Source organism: Roseobacter sp. HKCCA0434 (genome assembly GCF_032464675.1).
Taxonomy (GTDB): domain Bacteria; phylum Pseudomonadota; class Alphaproteobacteria; order Rhodobacterales; family Rhodobacteraceae; genus Pontivivens.
Genome location: NZ_JAWDKL010000017.1, coordinates 61,156 through 84,738, shown reverse-complemented (window position 1 = coordinate 84,738; position 23,583 = coordinate 61,156). Strand labels below are relative to the sequence as shown.

At 66.8% G+C, this 23,583-nt stretch carries 19 protein-coding genes; 12 read left to right on the top strand and 7 right to left on the bottom strand.

Translation table 11 applies throughout. The features are described from left to right. Positions 1 to 11: 11 nt before the first annotated feature. Both RX333_RS11600 and murJ read left to right on the top strand, forming a co-directional pair. The gene (locus tag RX333_RS11600; RefSeq protein WP_316015107.1) at positions 12 to 731 is read left to right on the top strand and encodes a sulfate ABC transporter ATP-binding protein; all 720 of its coding nucleotides are present in this window, start codon (positions 12 to 14) and stop codon (positions 729 to 731) included. A gap of 81 nt (positions 732 to 812) precedes the next feature. Beyond that, positions 813 to 2,345, top strand: a complete 1,533-nt coding sequence (gene murJ / locus RX333_RS11595; protein ID WP_316015106.1) for a murein biosynthesis integral membrane protein MurJ — start codon at positions 813 to 815, stop codon at positions 2,343 to 2,345. A gap of 425 nt (positions 2,346 to 2,770) precedes the next feature. On the opposite strand, the gene RX333_RS11590 is transcribed toward murJ, so the two are convergent. Beyond that, a complete protein-coding gene (locus tag RX333_RS11590) occupies positions 2,771 to 3,160 on the bottom strand; it encodes a hypothetical protein (protein ID WP_316015105.1) in 390 nt (129 codons plus the stop codon). Between the two features lie 274 nt (positions 3,161 to 3,434). On the opposite strand from RX333_RS11590, the gene RX333_RS11585 reads away from it, so the two are divergent. The 6 genes from RX333_RS11585 to RX333_RS11560 all read left to right on the top strand — a co-directional run bounded on the left by RX333_RS11585 (position 3,435) and on the right by RX333_RS11560 (position 10,275). Beyond that, positions 3,435 to 3,836 (top strand): hypothetical protein, encoded by a 402-nt coding sequence (locus tag RX333_RS11585; protein WP_316015104.1) that lies wholly within the window; start codon positions 3,435 to 3,437, stop codon positions 3,834 to 3,836. A 74-nt stretch (positions 3,837 to 3,910) separates the two neighbouring features. Then, positions 3,911 to 4,354: a hypothetical protein gene (locus RX333_RS11580; protein WP_316015103.1), complete on the top strand. Its 444-nt coding sequence runs from the start codon at positions 3,911 to 3,913 to the stop codon at positions 4,352 to 4,354. 169 nt (positions 4,355 to 4,523) lie between these two features. After that, a complete protein-coding gene (locus RX333_RS11575) occupies positions 4,524 to 5,195 on the top strand; it encodes a hypothetical protein (RefSeq protein ID WP_316015102.1) in 672 nt (223 codons plus the stop codon). Continuing rightward, on the top strand, positions 5,195 to 7,294 hold the full coding sequence (locus RX333_RS11570) for a Mu transposase C-terminal domain-containing protein (protein ID WP_316015101.1): 2,100 nt from the start codon (positions 5,195 to 5,197) through the stop codon (positions 7,292 to 7,294). The genes RX333_RS11575 and RX333_RS11570 overlap by 1 nt, the downstream gene beginning before the upstream one ends. A 118-nt stretch (positions 7,295 to 7,412) precedes the next feature. After that, positions 7,413 to 8,354, top strand: coding sequence for a TniB family NTP-binding protein (locus tag RX333_RS11565; protein WP_316015100.1), 942 nt, complete (start codon positions 7,413 to 7,415; stop codon positions 8,352 to 8,354). A 73-nt stretch (positions 8,355 to 8,427) separates the two neighbouring features. After that, positions 8,428 to 10,275: a TniQ family protein gene (locus tag RX333_RS11560; RefSeq protein ID WP_316015099.1), complete on the top strand. Its 1,848-nt coding sequence runs from the start codon at positions 8,428 to 8,430 to the stop codon at positions 10,273 to 10,275. A 323-nt stretch (positions 10,276 to 10,598) separates the two neighbouring features. On the opposite strand, the gene RX333_RS11555 is transcribed toward RX333_RS11560, so the two are convergent. Then, positions 10,599 to 11,789 carry a polysaccharide biosynthesis/export family protein gene (locus RX333_RS11555; RefSeq protein WP_316015098.1) on the bottom strand — a complete coding sequence of 397 codons (1,191 nt, stop codon included), beginning with the start codon at positions 11,787 to 11,789 and terminating at the stop codon, positions 10,599 to 10,601. 219 nt (positions 11,790 to 12,008) lie between these two features. Between RX333_RS11555 and RX333_RS11550 the strand changes: the two genes are divergently transcribed. From RX333_RS11550 to RX333_RS11535, 4 genes are read left to right on the top strand one after another with little or no spacing between them, the layout of a single operon-like run. Further along, complete coding sequence (locus RX333_RS11550) at positions 12,009 to 13,223, top strand: oligosaccharide flippase family protein (RefSeq protein ID WP_316015097.1); 1,215 nt, start codon at positions 12,009 to 12,011, stop codon at positions 13,221 to 13,223. A gap of 2 nt (positions 13,224 to 13,225) precedes the next feature. Beyond that, positions 13,226 to 14,146, top strand: coding sequence for a glycosyltransferase family 2 protein (locus RX333_RS11545; protein WP_316015096.1), 921 nt, complete (start codon positions 13,226 to 13,228; stop codon positions 14,144 to 14,146). A gap of 12 nt (positions 14,147 to 14,158) precedes the next feature. Further along, a complete protein-coding gene (locus RX333_RS11540) occupies positions 14,159 to 15,127 on the top strand; it encodes a glycosyltransferase family A protein (protein WP_316015095.1) in 969 nt (322 codons plus the stop codon). After that, the gene (locus RX333_RS11535; protein WP_316015094.1) at positions 15,124 to 16,107 is read left to right on the top strand and encodes a glycosyltransferase; all 984 of its coding nucleotides are present in this window, start codon (positions 15,124 to 15,126) and stop codon (positions 16,105 to 16,107) included. The genes RX333_RS11540 and RX333_RS11535 overlap by 4 nt, the downstream gene beginning before the upstream one ends. A 21-nt stretch (positions 16,108 to 16,128) precedes the next feature. Here RX333_RS11535 and RX333_RS11530 read toward each other — a convergent pair whose 3' ends face one another. From RX333_RS11530 to RX333_RS11510, 5 genes are all read right to left on the bottom strand, one after another. Next, positions 16,129 to 17,379 carry an O-antigen ligase domain-containing protein gene (locus tag RX333_RS11530; RefSeq protein WP_316015093.1) on the bottom strand — a complete coding sequence of 417 codons (1,251 nt, stop codon included), beginning with the start codon at positions 17,377 to 17,379 and terminating at the stop codon, positions 16,129 to 16,131. Further along, entirely contained in the window at positions 17,376 to 18,797 is a 1,422-nt protein-coding gene (locus tag RX333_RS11525; RefSeq protein ID WP_316015092.1) for a hypothetical protein, read from the bottom strand. The genes RX333_RS11530 and RX333_RS11525 overlap by 4 nt, the downstream gene beginning before the upstream one ends. A gap of 108 nt (positions 18,798 to 18,905) precedes the next feature. Then, entirely contained in the window at positions 18,906 to 19,511 is a 606-nt protein-coding gene (locus RX333_RS11520; RefSeq protein ID WP_316015091.1) for a response regulator transcription factor, read from the bottom strand. Beyond that, positions 19,508 to 22,270 carry a PAS domain S-box protein gene (locus RX333_RS11515; RefSeq protein WP_316015090.1) on the bottom strand — a complete coding sequence of 921 codons (2,763 nt, stop codon included), beginning with the start codon at positions 22,268 to 22,270 and terminating at the stop codon, positions 19,508 to 19,510. Before RX333_RS11515 ends, RX333_RS11520 begins: the two co-directional genes overlap by 4 nt. Before the next feature lie 15 nt (positions 22,271 to 22,285). Then, a complete protein-coding gene (locus tag RX333_RS11510; protein WP_316015089.1) occupies positions 22,286 to 23,464 on the bottom strand; it encodes an FIST signal transduction protein in 1,179 nt (392 codons plus the stop codon). Positions 23,465 to 23,583: the final 119 nt, after the last annotated feature.

Sequence of the window (23,583 nt, the reverse complement as noted above, 5' to 3'; positions counted from 1 at the left end):
GGACCCATCCCATGAACATTGACATCGAAGACCTCGCCAAGGAGTTCGGGACGGAGCGGGCGCTGCATCCCGTCTCCCTCGCTATTCCCTCGGGCGCGCTCATCGCGCTCTTGGGGCCTTCGGGCTCTGGTAAGACAACGCTCCTGCGCATCCTTGGGGGACTCGAGTTTCCGACATCCGGCCGGGTTCGCTTCGACGGGCAGGACGCAACCGGTCTCAGTGTGCAGGAGCGGCGGGCCGGCTTCGTGTTTCAGCACTATGCGCTCTTCAAACACATGACGGTCTTCGAGAACATCGCGTATGGGCTACGCGCGCGAAAACGGCACGAGAGGCCGACCGAAGCGGAGATCGGACGCAGGGTGAACCGCCTGCTCGATCTCATCCAGCTGCCCGATATCGGCGGACGGTATCCAACCCAGCTCTCCGGCGGTCAGCGGCAGCGCGTTGCATTGGCCCGGTCGCTGGCCATCGATCCGCGCATGCTCCTCCTCGACGAACCGTTCGGCGCGCTTGATGCGAAGGTCCGCAAGGAGTTGCGCAAAGGTCTACGCGAAATTCATGACCGCACCGGTCTCACTACAGTCTTCGTAACGCACGACCAGGAGGAGGCCATGGAACTCGCCGACCTTATCGTGGTCATGTCGATGGGCCGGATCGAGCAGGTTGGACCGCCTGCGGACATCCGCGCGAAGCCAGCCAGCGACTTCGTCCGGACGTTCACCGCAGCCTGACGACCATGACGCGCACGGGCGACGTTCAGGCTCGTCCTGCAAGCCAGGATTGCGGACAAGAATTCTTTGGGGGGCCGCCGCATGTTGCGCAAGCTGGGAACGGTTTCCGGTCTGACACTTGCCAGTCGGATATTCGGTTTTCTGCGGGACATCCTGCTGGCTGCGACGCTCGGTGCCGGGCCGATGGCCGACGCTTTCATGCTGGCGTTTCGACTGCCCAATCATTTTCGCGCGATCTTCGCTGAGGGGGCGTTCAACGCAGCGTTTCTTCCGACATGGACGGCTACGGATGCGCGTGGTGGAGATACGCCGACCCTCGGGGCCCAAGTGCTCGGCTGGCTGGTGCTGGCAAACATCGCTCTGTTCGCGCTTGCCGTAGGTGCTACTGGATGGATGCTGAGCGTTCTGGCGCCGGGTCTGACGTCCGCCGACCCGACTTGGCCGGTCACCGTCACGCTGACCCGGATCACCTTCCCCTACCTTCTCTGCATGTCCCTGGTGGCATTCCTCTCTGCACTCCTGAACGCTCGGGACCGGTTTGCCGCCGCGGCCGGCGCACCAATCCTTCTGAACCTTTCCATGCTCGCCACGCTCCTTCTGGGGGATCATTTCCCGAGCGTGGCTCATGCAGCGGCGTGGGGTGTGCTGATCGCAGGGCTGGCACAAGTCGGGGTTCTTGCCATCGCGGCCGTGCGTGCCGGTATCGACCTTCCTCGTCCCCGCCTCGGCCTCTCCCCGGCAACAGGGACGTTCTTCCGCCGGCTCGGGCCGGCTGTTTTGACCGCAGGCGCGCTCCAGATCGCTATCTTCGCCGATACCGTCATCGCCACATTCTTGCCGACCGGGTCCCTGTCCCAGCTCTACTATGCCGACCGCATCTACCAATTGCCCATTGGCTTGCTGGGCGTGGCCCTCGGCACGGTGATCCTGCCGGAGATCGGCCGCCGCGCCGCGCTCGGGGACGATGAGGGCATGCGCAGAGTTCTCGATCGAGCCCTGACGATCTGCCTCTTCGTCGGAGCTCCGATCACGGTGATCATGGCGCTGCTCGGCGACTGGGCAATCCAGATCCTGTTCGTCAGAGGCGCTTTCGGGCATGAGGAAGCCCGTGCCTCCGCGCAGATTCTTACCGCCTATGCAGTGGGACTTGTCCCCGCGCTGGGTGTGCGCTCTGCGGTTGCCGCCTTCCATGGGCGAGGCGATACCCGCACACCGCTGACCCTTCTTGTCGCGGCCACGGCGGTCAACCTCGCGCTCAAGCTGGTGCTCGCGCCCGTTCTCGGGGCAGAAGGGCTCGCCCTGGCGACGTCTGCCGGGGTCGGGCTCTACGCGGCACTGCTGATCCGAACGGGGCGGAGAAGAGGTTATATTCGGGGACCAAGGGCGCTGGCGGTTGTCGTCGTCGCCCTGACAGCCCTGACCTCTGCTGTTTGGCTTTTTCGATATCGTGCCGCGATCTTGGACGCAGCCGGGAGCCTATTTGCTCCAGTTGCTTTGCCCTTGGCCTTTCTGGGCATTTCTCTGGCGATAATCGCTGTTCACGGTTTGGCGGCGTGGACTGTGTGGATTTGGCAGCTGCGGCGCGTGCGTCGTGGATCGGTCCCTGAAAAATGACTCGCTGATGATCGGCAGAGGAATGAATAGTCTCTGGATGTGCGTGCCCTGCTGAGGAGAATGCTGCGCGCGAGAGATCACGACCATTACGCGCGGTCATTAGGGGCTCGTAGAGGCTTGCGCCGGTGCAGAGTTAGCTGGACACCTCAGCGACCATCACGTCCGCTTTCGCAGATTGGCCGAAAGCATCCCGCCTTCGCGGCGAAGGTCTGCAACCCGCCCTTCCTAAATGAGGGACTGCCGTTGCGATCGATCCTGACTGGACCTTCCGTTCAATAGTGCCCACGGCGTGGTGTAGAATACCGCCAGTGTCACGCCCGGTCGCGCGTTGCATTACGCTGGGGGCTCCGCGTGCGCCCAATTATCACAACCGCCGGGGCACTGCTTTGGTCTGACTGGAACTTCGGCAAAAGTGCATACCCTCATCAGCATTTTTGCCTGCGCACCATCTGAACCCCAGTGGGCGTCCCGCGCAGTTCAATGTTGAAGCGCCGGCATACGTCGCCGAGCGCCGCCGCGGCTGCGTCCAAGTCGTACTCTTGAGGCGTCTGATCAATTGCGCCGTCTGCCGACGTCTCATCCGCTGATTTCGTGACGAGATAGCGATACTGATCTACGCGATCATCTTGGACGGCTTTGGGTGAGACCTCCGCGATTGCACGACGACTCCGCTCCTCCTCGATGAGCCGATCCACGGCTTCCGGATCATGCGGCCGCGGCCGCCCGGCCGTCCTCAGGAGGTAGGCAACGAACGCCAAGACGAACACGGTCGATGTAGAGTACGCAGTCAAAAACGCGATATCGAGAGCTGTCATGGTAAGAAGCTACCGTACCGGATACCTCATGTCGAACATCTGACGCAGCACGTCTCGCCAATTTTTGCTTGCAGGCGTTGCCCGATGGGAGCGGATCAACCGTAGGGATTCCCCCCCGATACACTCTAAACAGATTTTTATCAGTTTTTTCCTTCGTCGCCGGGACGACCGGCCAATCTTCATTTCGAAGCAACAACAGCACGCCGCAGAAGGGAGAGCCGGGCGATCTTGAAGCTGCCGCATCGGTGCAGCGCAAACATGAAGAGCGACATCAATGCTCGACTCTGCCAACTTCGACCACCGCGACGCACTCCTCGACGGCGTGCGGTGCTTTTTCTTCGACCATGGGCACGAGCTTGCCCAGGCCGCGGCGCTGCTGGGAGGAGCAGTGGCCGAGGCCCGCGTGGTCTCCTGCGCATTGCGGCTCGAGACAGCGGCGCGCATCGATCGCCGCGTGCAAAGCGATCTGGTCGCATTTCATCGGCTGCTGGCGCTGGGTGATGTCGGTGACCCCGAGTGCCTGGAGACGGCGCTCTTCGCGAACCTGCATCCGGCATCGGCCGAGGTCGAGACGATCTGTCTGCTGACGGAGCTGCTCGACGATCTCCTGCACGCCATGGGGCTCGAGGCCGACTGCGGTCGTGTGTTCGACGACATCGGCACCTTCGCTGCCTGAGTTCCTCCCGGTCTCTCTCGTAGAGACCGGGCCTTGACGCCTGGCCGCAGTGGCTGGGCCTTCGGGAGTCCAACATGATCAAACACCAGAACACCGAACGTTCGCTCCAGAGTCTCGCGGAGGAGGCCATGCGCCTCGGGCGCGAACTCGAGGCGAAGGCCCATGCCGTCTACGCCGGGGGCAGCGCCGAGACGTTCGGCTTCGTTGCGCGCAGCCTGAAGCGGTTCTCCGAGCGAAACCCGTTCGACGATCGCGACGATGCCTCGGTCGAGGCCCTCCGCGGCGTCGTCGAGCGTGATCTCGCATCGGAGGTGATCGGTATTCAGCGGCGCACCGTCGAAACCCACTTCGACGATATGGGACAGAGCTACGAGCTGAGGGAGGTGCCGGTCTACAGCAATCGGGGCGAACATCTCCTCCTGGTGCGGGATCTGCTGGCTGACTTCGAGAGAACCCGGGCAGCCGTGCTCGACGCAGTCGCCGCCGAGAAGGACGTAATGCGGATGCTCAGCTCATAGCCACCACGCTTTCGACAGACCGCCGGCCGCCATCGCGGGGCCGGCGGACAGAAAAGAATCCTGCGCTTACAGGGCGATACAAGTTTTTCGCTGAAGGCGCTTCCGCGGAGGCCGGCCCGGATAAATTTCCGCGCCCGAACGCAGACACGGTTCGAAAGGCACACCGACCATGTACATGACACCGACGGGAAGCGTCCGTCTTCCCCTCCCGCCCGTCGGGGACCGCTCCATCAAGATGGGCGTGCAACAACACTTCACCGGCAGCTTCATCGACGGTGACGACGAAGGCCGCGAGATCGAGTTCGAGAGCCACACGGAATTCATGGTCGGGCTGGTGATGCTGGCGCGTCCCGACGTGGTAAACCTTGAAAACCAGGTGCTGTTCCGCTGGCTGGACGAGGAAGGCCAGACCCATCGGCATTACTTCGACTACCGCGCCACCCTGAGCGACGGGAGCCGCATTGCTCTGGTGGTGAAGAAGAACCCGAAGGCATTCGATCCGGAATTCCGGGTGGGGCTACGCGATCTGGCGCGTCGGGCCGTGCCCGACTTCGCTGACCGTCTCAGCCTGATCACCATGGCGGACCTCGATCCCGTCGAGGTTCACAATGCCCAACTGATCCATGCCGTGCGGCAACCCGATCCCGAGCCCGACGCTGCCGTCCGCGACGTCGTCGCGTCCATCGTCGGTGCGGCACGGATTTCCGATATCGCCGCGGCGGCCGGGTGCCGGGGACCCGGATTCCGATCCGTCGTTCGCCTGATCCGCAGAAATGAGCTCGAGCTCGTCGCCCATGAACGGATCTCTTCCGATACGCTGGTTCGCCGGAGGGCCTGGTAATGCTGGATTTCGCTCCAAGCGCCGACACGCCCCGGTTCGCTTTCGCCAAGGGCGACCGCGTGACCATCAGCGGCATCGAGTATCGCCCATTCGACACAACGGAGACCGGCTACGCGTTTGTACGCGTCGACGGAAGTGGAGTGGCCGAGAGCTTTTCCCGCAGCGAGATAGCGAGGCTTGCGGATCTTGGTCGCATCAAACACGAGCGGGGCGTCTTGCTGCCCGAAAGCGCTAAGGCCCGTCTGGAGCGTCCTGCCGACCTACTCTTGCGGCTTCCCGATGCCATGCATCGCGTGGCCCGAGGGAAGGAAGCAGTTGTCTCGGCCTTCCTTGCTTTAGAGCGAGAGGGCGTGGTTGTGCGGACGGATGCGTCGATTACGGACGCGAAAGACACCATCACCGGCAAGGCGGCCCGGACGCTTGAAACGCCGAGCCAATACGACAGCACGTCTGGTAGCTCGTCGGGATACAAGGTCCCGAAGTTCAGTGCGCGGACGCTGAGGCGCTGGCTTGCGGCATATGAGGATCTCGGCGTGTCCGGCCTCTACAACGGCATCGGGCGGCGCGGAAACCGAGAGGCGCGGCTTTGCCTGGAAACCAGAGGCATGCTCGCGGAGTGCGTTCGCAACTACATGGCGCCGGGCATGACCCAAGCGGCAGTTCAAAAAGATGTCGAGCGCGCCTTCGCAAGAAGAAACGAAGAACGCCGCGCCGAGGGTCGGCCGGACCTGATGCGTCCGTCGAAGGAAACGGTTCGCCAGGCGATTTTAGATTTGGACCCGTATCATTGTGATGTTGCCCGTCTCGGGGTTGAGGAGGCACGTCGCAAGCACGCGCCGGTCGGTGCCGGTCTGGACCTGACACGTCCGTTGCAGCGGGTCGAGATCGATACCTGGAAGGTCGACCTAATTACCTTGCTCACCGATTCAGGGCTCATGAACTTCCTCTCTGAGGAAGAGAAGATCGGGTTCGGCCTGACCGGCGAGAGGAAGCGCTGGCACCTGACCGTCGCGATTTGTGCGACCACGCGTTGCATCCTTGCCATGCGCCTTTCCCGATCGCCCAACGCGCAGACCACCATTGAAGCCATCGATATGATCGGCCGTGACAAGGGCGTCTGGGCCGATGCGGTGGGCACGCTGAGTCCGTGGCCCATGCGCGGAACGCCGGAGCTCATAGTCGCGGATTGTGGAAGCGAATACATCTCGTTCGACGCGAGGCTCGCCGCACGCGATCTTGGGGCTTCATTCGAGCATGCGCCAGCCGGATTGCCGGAAATGCGGGCACGGATCGAACGGGTCTTCCGCACAATTTCGGTCAACCTGATGACGCGCCTCACTGGGCGGACCTTCAGCAGTGTGGTCGAGCGCGGCGACTACGACTCCAAGGGCCGAGCTGCGCTCACTATCGACGATCTGTGTGCGGCTCTCACCCGCTGGGTCGTCGATATCTATCACCGCACGCCGCATGAAGGGCTCGATGGAGAGATGCCAGCGAATTGCTGGAAACGGCTGACCGAGGAGTACGGGGTCGCGCCCCCGGCAGATCTGTGGCGCCGTCGGCTCGCTTTTGGGACGCGGATGAGCCGGTCCGTCCAGAAGGACGGAATCACCGTCCTTGGCGTACGCTATCATTCCGACTTCCTCGCCGAGACGATGCTGCACAAGCGACACAAACAGCTCAATCTACGCTGGTATTGCGAGGACATAGGGACGATCGCTGTCGAGCTCGACGGAGAGTGGATCGAGATCCCGTCGGTTTTCGCGCGCCACCGCGGTCTGCGGGCGGAAACCTCGCGCCAAGCCTGCCGTGACCTTCGCGCCCGCTTCAAGCGTGAGGCCGCGCTTGAGGAACATATTGTCCACAAGGCGATCGACGATATCGAGCGGATCAATGGCGAGGCCATGAAACGTGTGTGGGCCTCCTTTCAGAAAACTGGTCAAAAGAGCAGCTTGAGAAGGAAGAGAAGAACCTGTTCATCGGCTTCGCAATTGAGCCCGATGCGCAGGGCGCGTCGCCGCGCGCCGCCTCCGACGAACTCGGAGAGGACTTCACTCCCTCCGCGGAAGATCACGAAAAAGTCAGAACTTCGACTTTGAATCCAGAGGATCGCGGTTCCGCGCCGTCCTCGCCGTACGCAGATCCGGTCCGTTCGGAGCGCGACCCAACCCAGGGTGACGGCCCCGATGAACCTGACTTCGACCTCGAGGACAAATGATGACTACTCAAGATCTGCAAGACCGCAGCTTCATCTGCGAAACCGTAGCCGACCTGCGCGGGAAATACTTGACCCTGAAACGGGACCACGAGTTCCGTGCCCGGCTGGACCGACTGCTGGCCATGGACGTGAATGGCAACCCGATCTCGGCCGGTGAGGCCGTCAGGACCGCCGGCGAGAGACGCGGTATTGCCGTTGTCGGCGGGGCTGGCAGCGGGAAGACCACGCTGATCAAAAAAGCGGTCAGCAAGCACCCGGCGCTCCAGCCGTCGGAAGATGCCTCTATGCCTGTCGTCGAGATCACCGTACCGAACCCCGCCACCATGAAGAGCGTGGGCTTCGAGATCCTGAAGAAGACCGGCTACGGGGAGCTCGCAAACAAGCGCACTGCTTGGGAAATCTGGAATGATGTCCGGACACGGTTCCGGCTGCTCGGCACGATCGTTCTCGTCATCGACGAAGCCCATGACCTGTTTCCCAAGGGCTCGAAGTCGGAGGCCTACGAAATCCTCCGGACCCTGAAATCCCTCATGCAGGGAGACGGGTCGGTGATCGTGGTGCTCTGTGGGATCGAGAGCCTCTACGATAGCATCTCCTTCGACTACCAGGTCCAGCGCCGCTTCGCGAAGTTCGACCTGCCGCCGATCACCACGTCGGCGGACAGCAAGCTTGTCTGGGGACTGATCGGCAAGTTCTGCGACCGCGCCGGACTCGGGCGGCCCGGGCAAATCGACCTGGTCGACCGTCTCGCCCATGTCGGGCGGTACCGTCTCGGCATCTGCATCGAGCAGATCATCTCGGCCATCGAGATTGCGCTGACGCGCGGCGATACCGCGCTCGACATCCAGCACTTCGCAGATGCCTTCTTCGAGCAGGAAGGGTGCGAGGTCGGACGGAATGTCTTCCTCTCGCCGCGGTGGTCGTCGATCGACCTCGGCTGAATCCTGCGGCGGGGCCCGCCATGCCGCGCTGCTGCCCCCGGCAAACCTCTCCCGTATCTATAGGAGCCGGACCATGCCGACTCTCTTCCCACATCTGCCGTGCCACGCAGACGAAACCCCGCTCTCCTTCGGGGCGCGTCTCGCAGCCGTCCACCTCGACAAACCGCTTGTCCCGTTTCTCCATGACATTCGCGTTCGTCCCGACGCTCTGGCTCTCGGGGATAGGTACGCGATTGACCGCCTCGCTTGCGTTGCCGGAGTGGACCCGGCGGTGCTGCATCGCAACGCCGCGCGCAGCATCGCGAAGGACGACTACATCCTGCGTGGCCACGAGCTGAGCGCGGAGGTGTTTTCGCGTCCCGACACCGTCTTCTGCCCGGCCTGCCTGCTTGAAGACGATGCCGACGCCCCCGATGTCGCCGTGTCCCGCCGCCAGCGCCTCGCCTGGACCTTGCGCCCCGTCCGCACCTGCGCGCGGCATGGTATCTCGCTCGTCCACCGCCGCGTCGAAGGGCACGATCGCAAGTTCTACGAGCTGGCGCGTCACGTGCCGGAGCGGAGGAACGATCTTCGCCAGTTGATCGACGGCTGCGTTCAGAGGAAACCGTCCCCTTTGCAGGGCTACGTCCTGTCGCGGCTCGATGGCGTGATGGGTCCGGAATGGCTCGACAGCCAGACTCTCGAGCAAGCCATCAAGACCTCGGAATTCGTCGGTGCGCTGTTGGTGTTCGGACCTTGCGCGAAGGCCTCCGAACTCAGCCACGATCAGTGGGATGAAGCCGGGCGCGTGGGCTTCGAAGTGACGTCGGAAGGGGAGGCTGGAATCCGACGGGCGCTTCAAGATGCGCGGATCGCCTTCGAGCGCACCGGGGCCATGCCGGGCCGCCGCAAGATGTACGGCATGCTCTGGGAGTGGCTGTCCGCGACGAAGCTCCGCAAAGCGCCCGGCGATGTCAGGCGCATCATGCGGGAGCACATCTTCGAAACCATGGTGGTCGATTCAGGGGAAGTCATCCTGGGCGAGGCTCTGCCCCAGCGCCGGTTTCACAGCGTGCAGTCCCTCGCATCCGAGAGTGGCCTGCATCCGAAGACCCTGCGCAACATCCTGGCGGCGGGCGGGTTGATCCCGACCGAGGCCAAGATCAGCGCGTATCACGTCTTCGATGCCGAGGCCGGTCGGCGCCTGGCCGCTTCGGTGCCGCGAGCCATCAACGTGAGCAAGCTCGGTGAGGCGCTTGGCTGCACGCGCCCTGTCGTTGATCAGCTCCTGGATGAACGTCTGCTCATGCCGCTCGCCGGCGGGCCGAAGGACTCCGCTGGCCGCATCTGGAAGTCGGTCGGTGAGGACGCGGTCGCCAAGCTGCCCGCGGATCTCCACGCTCCGGCACGGCCGGTTGCGGCGGCGCCGTCCGGCATGGTGACAATTTCGAAAGCGGCCGAAAAGGCGAAGGCGCAGAGCGTCGAGATCGTTCACCTCATTCTCGGCGGCTTCCTCGATAACGTCGCATGTCTTCAGGATGTCCACGGCATCGCTGCTGTGCTCGTCGATGCGGCTGAAGTTCGCGCGGCACTCGCAGCGCATATGCGCGGTCTTTCGGCAACGGCGGTCTTCGGCAAGCTGCGGGTACCGAAGGCCACCGGCTGGGCGCTGGTCGAACGCGAGGTCGGGCCGCGTCTGCCGTCCATTGTGATCGAAGGCCGGGACGGGCGGCATTGCTTCGTTCGGTTCGACGCTCGGGAAGTGGCCTCATTCATGTCCGAGTTCACGACTGTGGTTCGGATCGCGAATGCGCACGACCTCGAGCGGAAGGAGGTGGTTTCTCGTCTGCGGGCACGGGGCGTGCGCCCTGCGATCGACCGCGCCGAAGTCGGTGTGGATTTCTACCGGGTCGCGGATCTTCCGGAGTTCGAGCCGGCGTAGACCAGGACACTGCCTCGGCTGAAAGCGGGGCAGGGGACTTCAAAAATTGAACTTACCAAGGGTCGCCATTCGGCGGCCCTTTTTGTTTTCGGAAGCTGCGATTTTGCACTATGTTTTCAGAGGTAGTAGTTGGGCTATCTGAAAGAACTTTCCGATGAGTTCGATGGACACGAATTGGCTGTTTAATGGACAAGAAGGCGGAAAATCCGCTTTTCGACCCACGTAATATCAATGGGTTATTGGAGGCCGATGGACGTTACTTGGTTGTCGCTACAGGCGCGGGGGGCGCCGCATATCGTCGAGCCGCGGCGCGGCGGAGGAATTCAGTCCGCCACGTAGATCGCCGCGCCGACAATGCCCAGCGCGGCGGCGAGGTTCTTGAGGCTGATGACCGTGCTGTCATAGCACGCCATCGCATCCTCCGGCAGGATGTAGGGATTGAACTCGTCGCGATCGGCGCGGCGCAGGATGTCCTCGATCGAGCGGTCGATGACGATGCTCTCCCCCGTGATCGGGTTGCGCGAGAACAGCACCGCGCGCCGGTTCGCATTGGTCAGCTTCGACCCGCCCACGCAGTTCAGACCGAATACTGCTTGCAGGAACCGGGTGCCGTAGCGCATTTCCCGCGCGTCGGGAATCGCGCCTTGCGCGTTGGCGAGCACGGTTTCGGCGGTGTTGGACAGGAACACGGTGACGCCGGGCGGCGAGATGGCGCTCGGCACCATCAACGCCTCCTGGAAGCAGTTGCGCGACGGCACTGCGACGGTGTCGCCCGCGATCAGCACCGGGTCGGCGTGGGGGAGACCCGCGACCGCGCCGCTGAGATCGAATTCCTGCCGCGTGCCGCCCCGGATCAGGGTGACCCGCGCGAGATCGGCATCGGGCCGCACCCCGCCCGCATTGCGCAGCGCGGCGGAAAGCGTTCGCGAGGTGGTCGCCGCACCGCGCGAGGTCTGGCGCACCAGATCCCGGGTCTGCGCATTCGCACCACCGATCACCACCTGCCGCGGCTCGAACACCGCGCCGGAGACGAAGACGTCCGCCTCGGCATAGTCGGCCAGCAGGACCGAGACCTGCGGGCGGTAGCCGTAGATCTCCGCCGCGACGAGGGCGGAGGCAATGGCGGCCTCGACCTCGGCCGGGCTCTGCCCCGCCGCCGCGACGGGCCGCGCGAAGGGCAGGCGCAGGCGGCCGTCCATGCCGATCACGTAATCTCCCGAGAAGGTCTCGTCCTGCTCGACGAAGACCTGGAGCAGATCCCCGACCGACAGGACTTCCGCCCCGCGCGCGCCGGGCAGCCCCGGATGGCTCACGATCGTCGCTGCGGGGGGCGTGTCGATGCAGCGCTCGCTATCGATAAAGCCGGAGATACCCTCGGTCAGCGGAGAGCGGTAACGGGCCTGGTAAGCCTCTCCGTCCTCGGGCGCCTCGACATTGCGCGGGGTCTCGTGACTGGCGCAGCCCGCGAGAGCCAGTGCTAAAAGGAGAACGACGGCAGGAAGGCGATGATGCATGCGCGGAGCTCGCTGTTGCGTCCTGTCGGAGGAAGGGTCCGGACCTCCTGAATACCGCAGCGACGAAGCTGTGGCGACCATCGCCCGCCCATTGCCACGCCCGCCTATCCAAAAGGTCAGCCGCCCGTGCCATTTGCGCCACGATCCGACGCCTTCGCTATGCGGCAGGGCCGGAAGGGGGGCCGTAAAGAAAGAGGGAGACAAGAACGGAGCAAGCCGATGTCCCCCTCGCGATCCTTTCTGACGGCGCTGGCCACGAACGGCCTTAGCGAGATCGTGCAGAAGCTGTCGCGCGTCGCCGTGATCCTCGTGGTGGCCCGAGTGATGGAGGCGGAGGCGATCGGCTTGGCCGCAGCCGCCATCGCGGCGGGCGATATCCTCAAATCCTTCACCGAGAATGGCGTGGTGCAACGGATCATCGCGGCGTCTGCGCGCGATCTGCCGGGGGTGGTCGCGACGGGAAGGCGCCTGTTCACCGGGTGGTGCGTGGCGCTGTTCGGGCTGCAATGCGGGGTGGCCGCTTGCATCTGGGCTTGGACCGGCGGGGCGCTCGTGCCGCTGATGATGGGGCTGCTGGCGCTGGAATATCTCGTGATGCCCGCGGGCATCGTGAACTGCGCGCTGGCCATGCGGGCGGGCAAGCTGACCGGCACCGCCGCCGTGGCGGGGGGGCAGGTGGTGGCGGCGAACATCGCCACCGCGCTGATGGCCGCGATCTGGCCGGTGCCGATGGCGCTGATCCTGCCGCGCGTGCTGACCGCGCCGCTGTGGCTGTGGGGGATGCGGCGACTGCACCCCGTTCGGATCATGGGCGACACGCGCGCGCCCGTCGCTCCCTTCGTGGGCTTCGGGGCGTGCATCCTCGGCAGCGAAATCGTCAAGGCGCTGCGCTTGCAGATCGACAAGCTGCTGATCGGCCTGCTGCTGGGGGCGGAGGCGCTGGGCATCTACTTCTTCGCCTTCAATGCCGGGCTGGGGCTGGCGACATCCGCGTCGGTCGCCTTCGCGCGGGTGGTCTTTCCCCGCATCGCGCAGGCCGCCGATCGCGGCGGCGCGGCGCGGGAGGCCACGTGGCTCGCCACCTGCTTGACTGCGCCCGTCATCATCGCGCAGGCGCTGCTGGCCCCCGTCTACGTGCCGCTGCTGTTCGGGGAGGACTGGGCCTTCATCTCCGACACCGTGTCCATTTTGTGCCTCGCCGCGCTGCCCGCGATGCTGTGGTCGGGCACCGCACAATGGTACCGGGCGGAGGATCGGCCCGGAGTCGAGTTCCGCGTGACCTTGGTGATGACTTGCGCGCTGGCAGCCTCGACCTGGCTGCTGGCGCCCCACGGGATCGAGGCGATCGCCTGGGGCTACCTTGCCGTGTCCACCGTCATCCAGCTGGCCGCCTCGCTGCCGCTGATTGCCCCCCGTTCGCTGAGGAGTGCCTGACGATGCCGACGATCTCCGTCATCCTGCCGTGCCACAATTCACAGGCCACCGTCGCGCGGACCATCGCGAGCGTGCAGGCGCAGAGCTTCGCCGATTGGGAGATGATCTGCGTCGACGACGGCTCGACCGATGAAACCCCGCGCGTGCTCTACGCCCTGGCCGAACGCGACACGCGGTTGCGGGTGATCGTCCAGCCCAATGCCGGGCCGAGCCGCGCGCGCAATGTCGGCGCGGCCGAGGCGAAGGGCGCGATCCTCGCCTTTCTGGACGCCGACGACCTGTGGCTGCCGGACAAGCTGGCGTCGGTCGTCGCCGGGTTCGGCGATTGCCGGACGGATGCGGTGTTCGGCCAGGTGGCGTTCTTCGACGGCGAGACAGGTCTGGATCATGCGGTCTCCGCCGCGCGGTCGGGGCCGCTGGGACTGGAGGACTGCCTCGGACAGAACCCGCTCTGCACGCTCTCGAACCTGTCAGTGCGGCAGGACATCTTCGCCCGCACGGGCGGCTTCGATGAAAGCCTGCGCCACGCGGAGGATCTCGCCTGGCTGATCGGTGCCGTGGCGGGTGGTGCGCGCGTCGTCGGACGGCCGGAACTGCACCTGCGCTACCGGACCAGCCGCGACGGGCTGTCCGCCGATCTCGATGCAATGCATAGCGGTTGGCGAAAGGCCATCGCCGGTGTGGAGGCGCACCTTTCCCGCGGGGTCCTCCGCCGCGCGGAGGCGCGGCATCTGCGCTACCTCTCCCGCCGCGCGTTGCGGACGGGCAAGCCGGGCAGCACTGCTCTGCGCCTTGCCCTGCGCGGCCTGTTCAAGGCCCCCGGCGCGTTCCTGACCGACCGGCATCGCGGGGTGGCGACGCTCGCCGCCTGCCTGATCGCGCCGGTCCTGCCCGAAACCCTGCGCCTGCGCGCCTTTTCCTGAAGGAGACCTGCCATGCCCCGCGCCAGCATCGTCGTGCCTGCCTACAACACGCTGACCACCCTGCCCGACACCGTCGCCAGCCTGCTGGCGCAGGAGTTCGACGATTTCGAGGTCATCGTGGTCGATGACGGCTCCTCCGACGGAACGGCGGAGTGGGTGCGCGCGCAGACCGATCCGCGGCTGCGGCTCGTCCGGCAGATCAATCGCGGGCTGGCCGGCGCGCGCAATGGCGGGATCGCGGCGGCATGGGGGGACTATGTCGGCTTTTGCGACGGCGACGACCTGTGGGAGCCGGGCAAGCTCGCGGCCCATGTCGCGCATCTCGACGCGCGGCCCGAGGTGGGGCTGTCCTTCTCCGGCGCGCGGCTGATCGGGGAGGATGGCCGCGATCTGGGCCTGCGACAGCGACCGAAGGTGGCCGGCATCACCGCGCGCGACCTCTTCCTGCGCAACCCGGTCAGCAATGGATCGACCCCGGTGATCCGGCGCGCCTGCCTCGACGCGATCGCCTGGCGCCCCGCGGGAGAGGCGCGCGACTGGTGGTTCGACGAGAGCTTTCGTCAGTCGGAAGATATCGAATGCTGGCTGCGCATCATGCTGACGACCCGGTGGGAGATCGCGGGCCTCGACGCGCCGCTGACCCGCTATCGCATCGTGGCGAGCGGCCTGTCGGCGAACCTGGAGAAGCAGCACGCGACATGGGAGCGGGTGGCGGATCGCGTGCGCGGGATCGCGCCGGATTTCGCGCGCCGCCACGTGCCTGCCGCCCGTGCCTATCAGCTGCGCTATCTGGCGCGGCGGGCGGTCAGCCTGGGCGATGGGAAGCGGGCGCTGTCGATGCTGACGCACGCGCTGAAATCTTCGCCCCGCCCGTTGGTCGAGGAGCCGTTGAAGACGCTGAGCACGCTGGGTGCGGCGATCGCTCTGACCATCGGCGGTCGGGCGGTCATCCGACGCGCGTTGGGGGCGCGGGTCGCATGAGGCGCGTCGTTCATCTCGTGGACGATACCGGGCCCGGCGGCGTGACGCGGCTGCTCGACCACATCCGCAGCGATACCGACATGGCCGCGATCGGACGGCATGAGGTGGTGGTGGTCCGCGGGGGCTTGAGCGCCCCTCCCCGTCTGCCGCTGGCGGATGTCATCGTCAGCCACGTGGTCTTGAGTTGGCGCAACCTGCCCTTCTTCGCCGCGTTGCGCGCACGCTATGCGCGGCTGCCCATCATTCATGTCGAGCACAGCTACTCCCCGGCCTTCGTCGCGTTGCACGTGACGAACAGAAAGCGCTTCCGCGCCATGCTGACCGCCTCGCTAAGCCTGTTCGACCGGGTGGTGTCGATCAGCACGGCGCAGCGCGACTGGCTGGTGCCGTTCGCCGGGCTGGCGGAGGGAAAGGCCGTCCTGCTGCCGCCTTACGTCGACATCGCCCGGTTCCTCGCGCTGCGTGCGCCTGCTGGCGACGTGCGGCGGATCGGGGCGCTCGGGCGGCTCGACCCGCAAAAGGGGTTCGACATTCTGATTCGCGCCTTTAGTGACGCGGATCCGGCGGGCGTGCAGCTGGAGATCTTCGGCGAAGGGCCCGAGCGGGCTTACCTTGAGGAACTGGCCAAGGATCATCCGCGCATCCGGTTCCACGGTCACGTGTCCGATCCTGTCGCCGCGATGGGACGGGTGGACGCCATCGCCATGCCCTCGCGGCGCGAGCCCTATGGCCTCGTCGCGCTGGAGGCGCTGGCGGCCGGTCGCCCCCTGCTCGTCAGCCGGGCCGACGGGTTGCAAGACCATGCCTTGAACGGAGCCATCGCGGTGGACCGGCTGTGTGTCGAGGACTGGAGTGCGGCGCTGACCCGCGTGACATCGGAAGACAATGCGATGCGGGCGCAGCTCGCCCGGTGGCGGGTGGCGGATGCGGGCGAGCGCTTCGCCCAAGGGTGGCGTCGGCTGCTCGACGAGGTGGCCTGAACCCGGCCCGCCGTGCCGCCCTCACGCCCGGTCGGCCATCTCCCGCAGGTGGATGCCCAGCATGACGAGGGCGGGCCACAGCAGGTAGGCCTCGATCTCCACGTTCTCGCCCATCGACAGGATGCCGATGACCAGCACGATCCCGAAGGGCAGCCGCCCCTGCGGGTGCACCACCGCATCGCGCGCCGTCACGGCGGCATGGACCAGGAACGGCACCGCCCACGCGAAGAAGCCGACCAGCCCCTTCACGAACAACAGAGCCCACCAGGTGTGATGAGATCCGATCGGCATGTATTCCACGATATGCGGCCCCGGCTCGACCTGGCCGTGGCCGAACCAGACGCTCTCGTTGGCCCAGCGCTCCCGCGCGATGCGTTGCAGCGTCTCACGCACGCGAGTGCTGTCGGCGCGTGCGCCCTTGAAGGCGGCGACGGCGTCCATCGCCGCGACGCTGAGCGGTGTCCACAGTGCCGCCATCGAGGCCGTGACGGCGGAGACGGCGCTCCACGCCCAGACCTTGAGCACCAACGGCATCAACCGCGGGCCGACACTGGCGACGACGAGCGCGACGAGGCTCATTCGGCTCTTGGACATCAGCACCATCGCAAGCCCCGCCAGCAGACCCGCGGCCATCCAGCCCCGATGGCGTTCCTCCAGCGCGAAAAGGACCGTGACGACGCCCAGAAGGCCCGCGAAGGGCGACCACGGGGCGAAGAACTGCCAGCGCGGCGTCCAGCTCGCCGGGTCGAGCGTGTAGAGGTAGACGGTGAAATATTCCGGGCCCGGCCCGCCGACGGCCTTGAGCGGCGAGGTCAGGATCCGCTCGGGCAGGCCGATGGTGGGGGCGATGGCGAGCATCGGCAGCAGGCACAGCGTGACGAGGCCGAGGCGACATTGCGCGCGCACCAGAACCTCGCGCCGGATCTGCAAGACGGCTCCGGCCAGCGGGAACAGCGCCATCAGCGCCCAGCCCTTCGCCCAGCCGATCGACGATTTGATGGTGCGGCCCATGCCGAGATCCCAGTTCAGGTGTCCGGCCCACAGCGCCACCAGCATGACTGCCATCCCGGCGATCCAGAGCCAGACCACCCACGGCACCGGCCCGGTCGGCCGCAGGTCGCGCCGCAGTGCCGGGCCGAGATAGAGCGACAGGACCGCCAGCCCCGCCAGCATCCAGGCGAGCACCGGCCCCACCACGTAGAGCGCGCCGATGGCGTAGAAGCCCCAGGTCCAGGTCAGGCTGCGGTAGCAGATGCGCTCGGGCAGGGTCACGCGGACGCACCCCGGTCGAGCAGGCGGTCGATCAGCGGTCGGCGCATCCAGCCCAGCGCCAGCGCCATCAGCAGCATCAGCGTGGCCGCGACGCCCGCGGCGATGGCGATCTTCGGCCGGGGCGACGTCGCGCGATCGGGCAGCGAGGCATCGGCCAGCACCTGTACCAGCGGGTAGGAGGCGAAGACGTCCTCCTGCGACGTATCCGTGCGGGCGAGGGCTGAGGACAGGACGGTCTCCGCCACCCGGTACTCACCCTCCAGCGCGTCGAGGCGAGCGGCGAGTGGGGCAAGGCGGGCAATCCGCGCCTCGATCCGGTAGAGCTGGTCTTGCAACGCGGTCAGCGTGGCGGCCCGCGCCTCCCGCTCGCTCGCCTGCGCGACGAGGTCGGAGAGGAGACCTGCTCGCGAGGGGTCGGACGCAAGGTCGAGTGCGGTCGTTCCCAGCACCGCCGCCGTCCCGATCACCGCCTGCCCGCGCGCGGCAAGGCGATCCCGCAACCCATTGACGGCATGCGAGGCGTGAGTGACCTGCGGATGACGCGCACCCAGCTGACCACGCCGTTCGGCGAGGGTACTGGCTTGCAGCGCCAGCGCGGCGGCGAGTTCCTGGAATTCCGGATCAGCGTGCAGGCGCAGGTTGCGCGCAGCCACTTCGGGCGCGACGCCGAGCCGGGCCGACAGGGCGCGCACGGCCGCGTCCGCCGCACCGTGCGCGGCCTCGGCAGCCTCCATCCGGCCCGACAGCGCGTCGCGCTCGGCGATCAGCTGCTGGTAGTGCTCGAAGGAGAGAAGGCCGCTCGCGGTCTGGACCTCGGCGATGGCTCGGCGCAGATCGGCCACGGCGGTCTGGTAGTCCGCGATGGCGGCTCGGGCCACGCCCTCGCGATGCCCGCGCTCATCCTCGCGCAGCAGGTCCAGTTCGTGCAGGAAGATGTCGAGCACCGCCGCGGCGCGAGCCTGCGCGGCCTCGGGGCTCGGGCCGGTCATCTCGAAATGGATCAGCGAGGTCTCGTCCACCAGCCGCACGCGGGGCGCGCCGAGCGCTGGCAGGTCAAGGTCGAGTTGCGCGGCCGCCCGCGCCAGCGTCCGGTTGGCACCGAGCAGACGTTTGTAGGTCTGGGTCGGGCTGACGCGCGACGAGGAAAACGCCGAGGCGGAGGAGGTCGACGCCTGCCCGATATCGGCGAGGTTGACCGAGGCTTGCGCCCCCGACCCCGGCAGGATCAGCGAGACCTCGGAGGTGTAGCTCGGCGGCGTCATCGTCACGTAGGTCGCGATCGGCGTCCAAAGCGCGCCCGCCCCCAGCGCGAAGATCAGCGCGTAGCGGGGCAGCCGCCCGGCATCGGTCATGCGACCGCCGCGCAGGACGCGGGCGGGCGTGGGCAGCGAACGGGCGAGGGCGAGTTTGCGAAGCATGGCGGGAACCTCCTGTCAGGAGGTCTACCGGATGGCGAGCATGGCGTGATGCGCGCCTCCGGTCAGCGGCCGGGCGCGGTCGGACAGGCAGCTATCCGAAGGGATAGATCAGAACAGCCCCGCCGCCTTCGCCGCGAGTGCGGCTTGCGTGCGGTTCTTCGCGTCGAGCTTGCGACAGGCGGTCTTGACGTGCAGCTTCACCGTCACCTCCTGCAGGTCGATCTCCCGCGCGATCTCCTTGTTCGACAAGCCCCGGCACAGGCCGTCCAGGACCTGCATCTCCCGTTCGGTCAGAATCTCGGCCAACGGGTGCGGCGGGTCGGCGGGTGCCTCGGTCATGAACTTGACGGGGGCGTAGACCTCCCCCTCGGCCATGAACCGGATGGCGTTGACCAGCGATTTCGCGCCCATCGTCTTCGGCACGAACCCGACCGCGCCCTGGTCCAGCGCCTGCTGCGCGACGCCGCGGTCGGCGCTGCCGGACAGGATGGCGACCGGCGCATCGCTGGCCTCCCGCATCCGTGCGAGCCCCGTCAGCCCTTCCATCCCCGGCATGTCGTAGTCGAGCAGGACGAGGTCGAACCCCTCCTCCACGCGCGCCAGCGCCTGCGGCAGATCGCTGACCGCCACGACGGTGAAATCAGGCTGTTGGTCAAGAAAGGCGACGATCGTGTCGCGGACCAGTTCGTGATCGTCGGCAAGCAGCAATCTCATCGCGTCTCTCCCTCGCCACGCCCGAGTGCGGACCGGACGGCGGCTTGCAGCCTATCGGGCGTCACGGGTTTCTGCAAAACCTGGCTCGCCCGGTCGAGGCGCCGATCGGTCAGACGCCGGGCCAGCGCGCTGACGACGATGACGGGCACGTCAGGCGCCACGATGGCGAGCCGTTCGATCAGATCGCCACCGCTCAAGCCCGGCATGTCGTAATCCGATACGAGACAGCCCCAGCCATCGGGATCCTCGGCGATCGCTTCCAAAGCCATGACGGGGTCGCCGAGCTCGGCAACCTCGTAGCCTGCACTGGCCAGCATCGCGGCGTGGGAGGCCGCGACCTCCGGCAGGTCGTCGAGGACCAGCAGCGGCAGGTCCACCCGGTCCGATCTACGCCCGACAGGGTGGGCGGAGCGCTCCGGCCGTGCGTTGCCCATCGGCCAGAACACCTGCATCCGCGTCCCCCGACCCGGCGCGCTGTCGATGGCCAGCAATCCGCCCGCATCGCCGAGGATGGTGCTCACGATGGCCAGACCCAGGCCCGTGCCGCTGTTGCCCTTGGTGGTGAAGTAGGGCTCGAGCATCCGCGCGACCGTCTCGGGCGGCATGCCCGGCCCGGTATCGGCGACCTCGATCCGGGCATAGTCGCGGCCCGCCTCGACGGAACCGATGGCCACATCGAGGCCCTCCACCGGGGCGGGATGGTCGAGGGAGATACGCACCTCGCCCGGCTCGCCGCCCAGCGCATCGATCGCATTGACGAGCAGGTTCATGACGACTTGCAAGAGGTCCGTCCGGCTCGCCTCGACCGTGACGGGTCGGTCGCCCAGATCGAGTGTCAGCCGCGCGGACGTCGGTGCACCCGCGCGGGCGAGGTCCACCGTATTGGCAAGCACGCGGCCGAGGTCCACGCTCTCGGCGGTCTTCTCGCGCGCGCCGAAGTCGAGCAGACCCTCCACCAGCTCGGCCGCACGACCGGCGGCGGAGCGGATCCGGCCCGTCGCAGCGCGCGCGCCCACGTCCAGCCCCTCGGACGTGTCGAGCAACTCCGCCGAACCCAGAATCGCAGAGAGCAGATTGTTGAAATCATGCGCCAACCCTGCCGAGATCCGATGCAACCGCTCCTGCGCCTGCGCCTGATCGAGCGCGCGGCGCATCTCGTCGCGCTCCGCCATGTCCCGCAGCCGGTCGGTCACGTCGCGCACGACGAGGATGCTGCCGAGATCGGGCACGAGGCTGAGCGATATCTCGTGCGTCCGATGCCCCCCCGGCAGCGCGATCCGCGCCTCTCCGCGGTAGAGACCTTGCAGACGGAATGCCGCTTCCTGCGAGCGGAACGCCTCGGCGGCCTCCGGTTCGTAGAAACCATGCCAGCGGCGCCCGAGCGCCCCGGCCTCGTCCGCCAGACCCCAGAGCGAGAGCAGACTGGGATTCGCGTCGATGATGCGACCGTCCATGTCGCCGATGGCGATACCGTCCTGGCTGCGCTCGATCGCCGCGAGCCGCTGGCGCAGGAGGCGTTCGTTGACCTTGAGCTGCGTGACATCGGTCAACGTGATGACCGCGCCGCCATCGGGAATGGGACGCGCGCGCAGCAGAAGCTGCCGCCCGTCACCGCCCACGATCTCATGACTGATGGGCCGGTCGAAACCGGCGAGGCGTCGATCCGGCGCGACACCCGGCTGCGCATCGAGCAGCCGCATGGCTAACGGACGCGGCAAAGGCGCATCGCGGGTGACGCGATCGGGCGCGATGAGCTGCGCGAAGGTCGCGTTGGCAAACCGCACGTCGCCGTCGCGTCCCAGGATCAGGAAGCCCTCGGACGTCGCGGCGAGGGCGTCTTCGAGCCGTCGCTGCGCATGGTCCCGTTCCATCTCCGCCTGAATGCGGGCGGTGGCGTCGGACTGCGTGGCGACGATATGGGTGGCGCGCCCCTCCGTATCCTCGATCGACAGCAGCTCCAGCCGGTTCCAGAAGGCGCTCCCATCCTTCCGGCGGTTGCGCAGGATGAAGGTGCCGGAGCCACGGTCGGCGAGGACCTGGCGGATCTGACGGCGCACCGGGGCATCTGCCGGTTCGTCCGACATCACGCGGCAGTTCCGGCCGAGGACCTCGTCGGCCGTGTAGCCGGTGAGCGTGGTGAAGGCATCGTTGACGTAGACGAGGGGCAGGTCCCCCTCGGCCCGCGCGATGGCCACCGAAGTCGGAGAGCGGTCGATGACGCTGGCGAGGAAGGCATTGCGCCGTTCCAGGTCGCGGCGCAGGATCGCCTGCCCCACGATGGGCGCGAGGCGCGAGAGCAGCTCTGCATCCCGCGCGCCGAAGGCCCCGGTCGCTTGGTCATGCGCAGCGAGAACGAAGGTCGCCTCGCCCGCCTCCAGCGGCACCGACATCAGGGCGCGCCACTCGGACAGGGCCTCGGGTGGCATCTGCCACAGACCGCGCACGCCGTGCAGGTCGACGATGCGCCGCGCGCGTGTCAGCAGCCCCGGCGCGTCCCAGCCCGTCCGCGTCGCGTGTTCGACCGGCAGCCGCAGGAACAGCGTCGTGCCATCCGCCTCGAACAGCGCGACGCCGCCGCAGTCCAGCGACGTGCGGATCGATGCCAGAAGTGCTGCGAGCCCTTCCTCGACATCCGGCCGGGCAGCCAGCGCCTCGACGGCCGAGAGAAGCGCCTGCGTCTCGCTAAGGCGTTCCGCCTCCCGCTGCCGCAGGGTCTCCAGCTCGATCAAGGCTTCGCGCAGGCGCTCGTCGTTCTCCATGCAGCCCTCCGACGATCAGGCTTCGAAGAGTACCGCCGAGATCATGAGGTTGCCATGACGATTGCGCCCGTCGAGCACGACGCCCTGCTCCCCGAAGGTGAAGCTGCCGAGGAACGGCACGCCGGGCAGCGCATCGCGCAGGCCCGAGGTCACGTCCTCCAGCCGGTCCTGCACGGCCAGCATGCAGCCGCCGCAATAGATCACCAGCGCCCCGGCGAAGGCTTCCGGTCGGCCACCGCCGGCCTGCACGGCGAGGGAGGCGACCTTGCCCGCGCGCTCCGTCAGCCGGTCCGGGGAGCCCGACATCAATGTCAGCTCGTCTCCCTCGGCCACGTCGGCGAACAGTTCCAGGTGCCCCTCGGGCGTCATGCCCGCCGGGTGGGCGAGCAGGTAATAGGGCACGTCCCCGACCCGATCGAGAAAGAGACCGAGCGGCGTGAGCGTGCTTTCCGACAGGATGGCGGTCGTCTCCTCCACCCCGGACGGTATCAGATCGGGACCGGTCCAGTCGCGGTAGACCTGCGCCGCGGGGCGCCCGTCGATTTCGCGCAGCAGGCGGCCCTCGGCGGACGTCACGGTGCCCGCATGAGCCGTGGGCGCATAGCCGTTGTGATAGGCGAAGCTGACGCGGGTGGAGGGGAAGAGAACGGAGATCACCACACCGTCCGCCGCGGAGCCTTCGGCGTCGAACACCCGCCAGTTGCCCGAAACATCGTCATCCGCGGCGCTGCCGCCGAGCACCGGCACATTCTCGCCGACGGCCTCCGCGATCCCCGACAATATCTCCTCCTCCCGTCCGGGAGAGGAAGACAGCCATATGAGATCGGGAGCCTCGCCGGGCCGATCGGCGGCTAGAAGGGCGGCGTCCAACGCCGCACGCGCCGCACCGCGCGCATCGTTTCCGAACGGTCGCATCGCGGACCCGTAATCGCCCGTAGGATCCCAGATGCCGAAGGCGCCCGCGCCCTGAACGATATGGGGGCCGTCCTGCGACATCACGCCGAGGCAACTGGTCGATCCATGAACCGCGCCGATACCGGTGAGCCGCTCAGCCAGGCCCGCGCCTTCGCACCCCACGCTCTCGGTCAGAACGACGAGATCGGGCGCGGTCTCGTGCCGTGCCAGCCAAGTGTCGAAAGACTGGCTCAAGGCGGTGGCCTCGAGCCCGCCTGCCGCGAATACGTCGATCTCCATCACGTGCCCCCCTCCCTTGCGCGAGTAGCGTGGCACGATCCGGCAGTGCAACGGCGCAGGCGGACAGGCCGCCTATCCGAAAGGATAGGCACGCCTGCGCAAGCGGCCCAAAGCCCTGA

Excerpts from the sequence above, each read along its gene's own strand:
- RX333_RS11510 (WP_316015089.1), bottom strand. The coding sequence starts at position 23,464 with ATGGAGATCGACGTATTCGCGGCAGGCGGGCTCGAGGCCACCGCCTTG.
- RX333_RS11540 (WP_316015095.1), top strand. The coding sequence starts at position 14,159 with ATGCCCCGCGCCAGCATCGTCGTGCCTGCCTACAACACGCTGACCACC.
- RX333_RS11585 (WP_316015104.1), top strand. The coding sequence starts at position 3,435 with ATGCTCGACTCTGCCAACTTCGACCACCGCGACGCACTCCTCGACGGC.
- RX333_RS11520 (WP_316015091.1), bottom strand. The coding sequence starts at position 19,511 with ATGAGATTGCTGCTTGCCGACGATCACGAACTGGTCCGCGACACGATC.
- RX333_RS11515 (WP_316015090.1), bottom strand. The coding sequence starts at position 22,270 with ATGGAGAACGACGAGCGCCTGCGCGAAGCCTTGATCGAGCTGGAGACC.
- RX333_RS11555 (WP_316015098.1), bottom strand. The coding sequence starts at position 11,789 with ATGCATCATCGCCTTCCTGCCGTCGTTCTCCTTTTAGCACTGGCTCTC.
- murJ (WP_316015106.1), top strand. The coding sequence starts at position 813 with ATGTTGCGCAAGCTGGGAACGGTTTCCGGTCTGACACTTGCCAGTCGG.
- RX333_RS11580 (WP_316015103.1), top strand. The coding sequence starts at position 3,911 with ATGATCAAACACCAGAACACCGAACGTTCGCTCCAGAGTCTCGCGGAG.
- RX333_RS11575 (WP_316015102.1), top strand. The coding sequence starts at position 4,524 with ATGTACATGACACCGACGGGAAGCGTCCGTCTTCCCCTCCCGCCCGTC.
- RX333_RS11570 (WP_316015101.1), top strand. The coding sequence starts at position 5,195 with ATGCTGGATTTCGCTCCAAGCGCCGACACGCCCCGGTTCGCTTTCGCC.
- RX333_RS11590 (WP_316015105.1), bottom strand. The coding sequence starts at position 3,160 with ATGACAGCTCTCGATATCGCGTTTTTGACTGCGTACTCTACATCGACC.
- RX333_RS11550 (WP_316015097.1), top strand. The coding sequence starts at position 12,009 with ATGTCCCCCTCGCGATCCTTTCTGACGGCGCTGGCCACGAACGGCCTT.
- RX333_RS11545 (WP_316015096.1), top strand. The coding sequence starts at position 13,226 with ATGCCGACGATCTCCGTCATCCTGCCGTGCCACAATTCACAGGCCACC.
- RX333_RS11525 (WP_316015092.1), bottom strand. The coding sequence starts at position 18,797 with ATGCTTCGCAAACTCGCCCTCGCCCGTTCGCTGCCCACGCCCGCCCGC.
- RX333_RS11565 (WP_316015100.1), top strand. The coding sequence starts at position 7,413 with ATGACTACTCAAGATCTGCAAGACCGCAGCTTCATCTGCGAAACCGTA.
- RX333_RS11560 (WP_316015099.1), top strand. The coding sequence starts at position 8,428 with ATGCCGACTCTCTTCCCACATCTGCCGTGCCACGCAGACGAAACCCCG.
- RX333_RS11600 (WP_316015107.1), top strand. The coding sequence starts at position 12 with ATGAACATTGACATCGAAGACCTCGCCAAGGAGTTCGGGACGGAGCGG.
- RX333_RS11535 (WP_316015094.1), top strand. The coding sequence starts at position 15,124 with ATGAGGCGCGTCGTTCATCTCGTGGACGATACCGGGCCCGGCGGCGTG.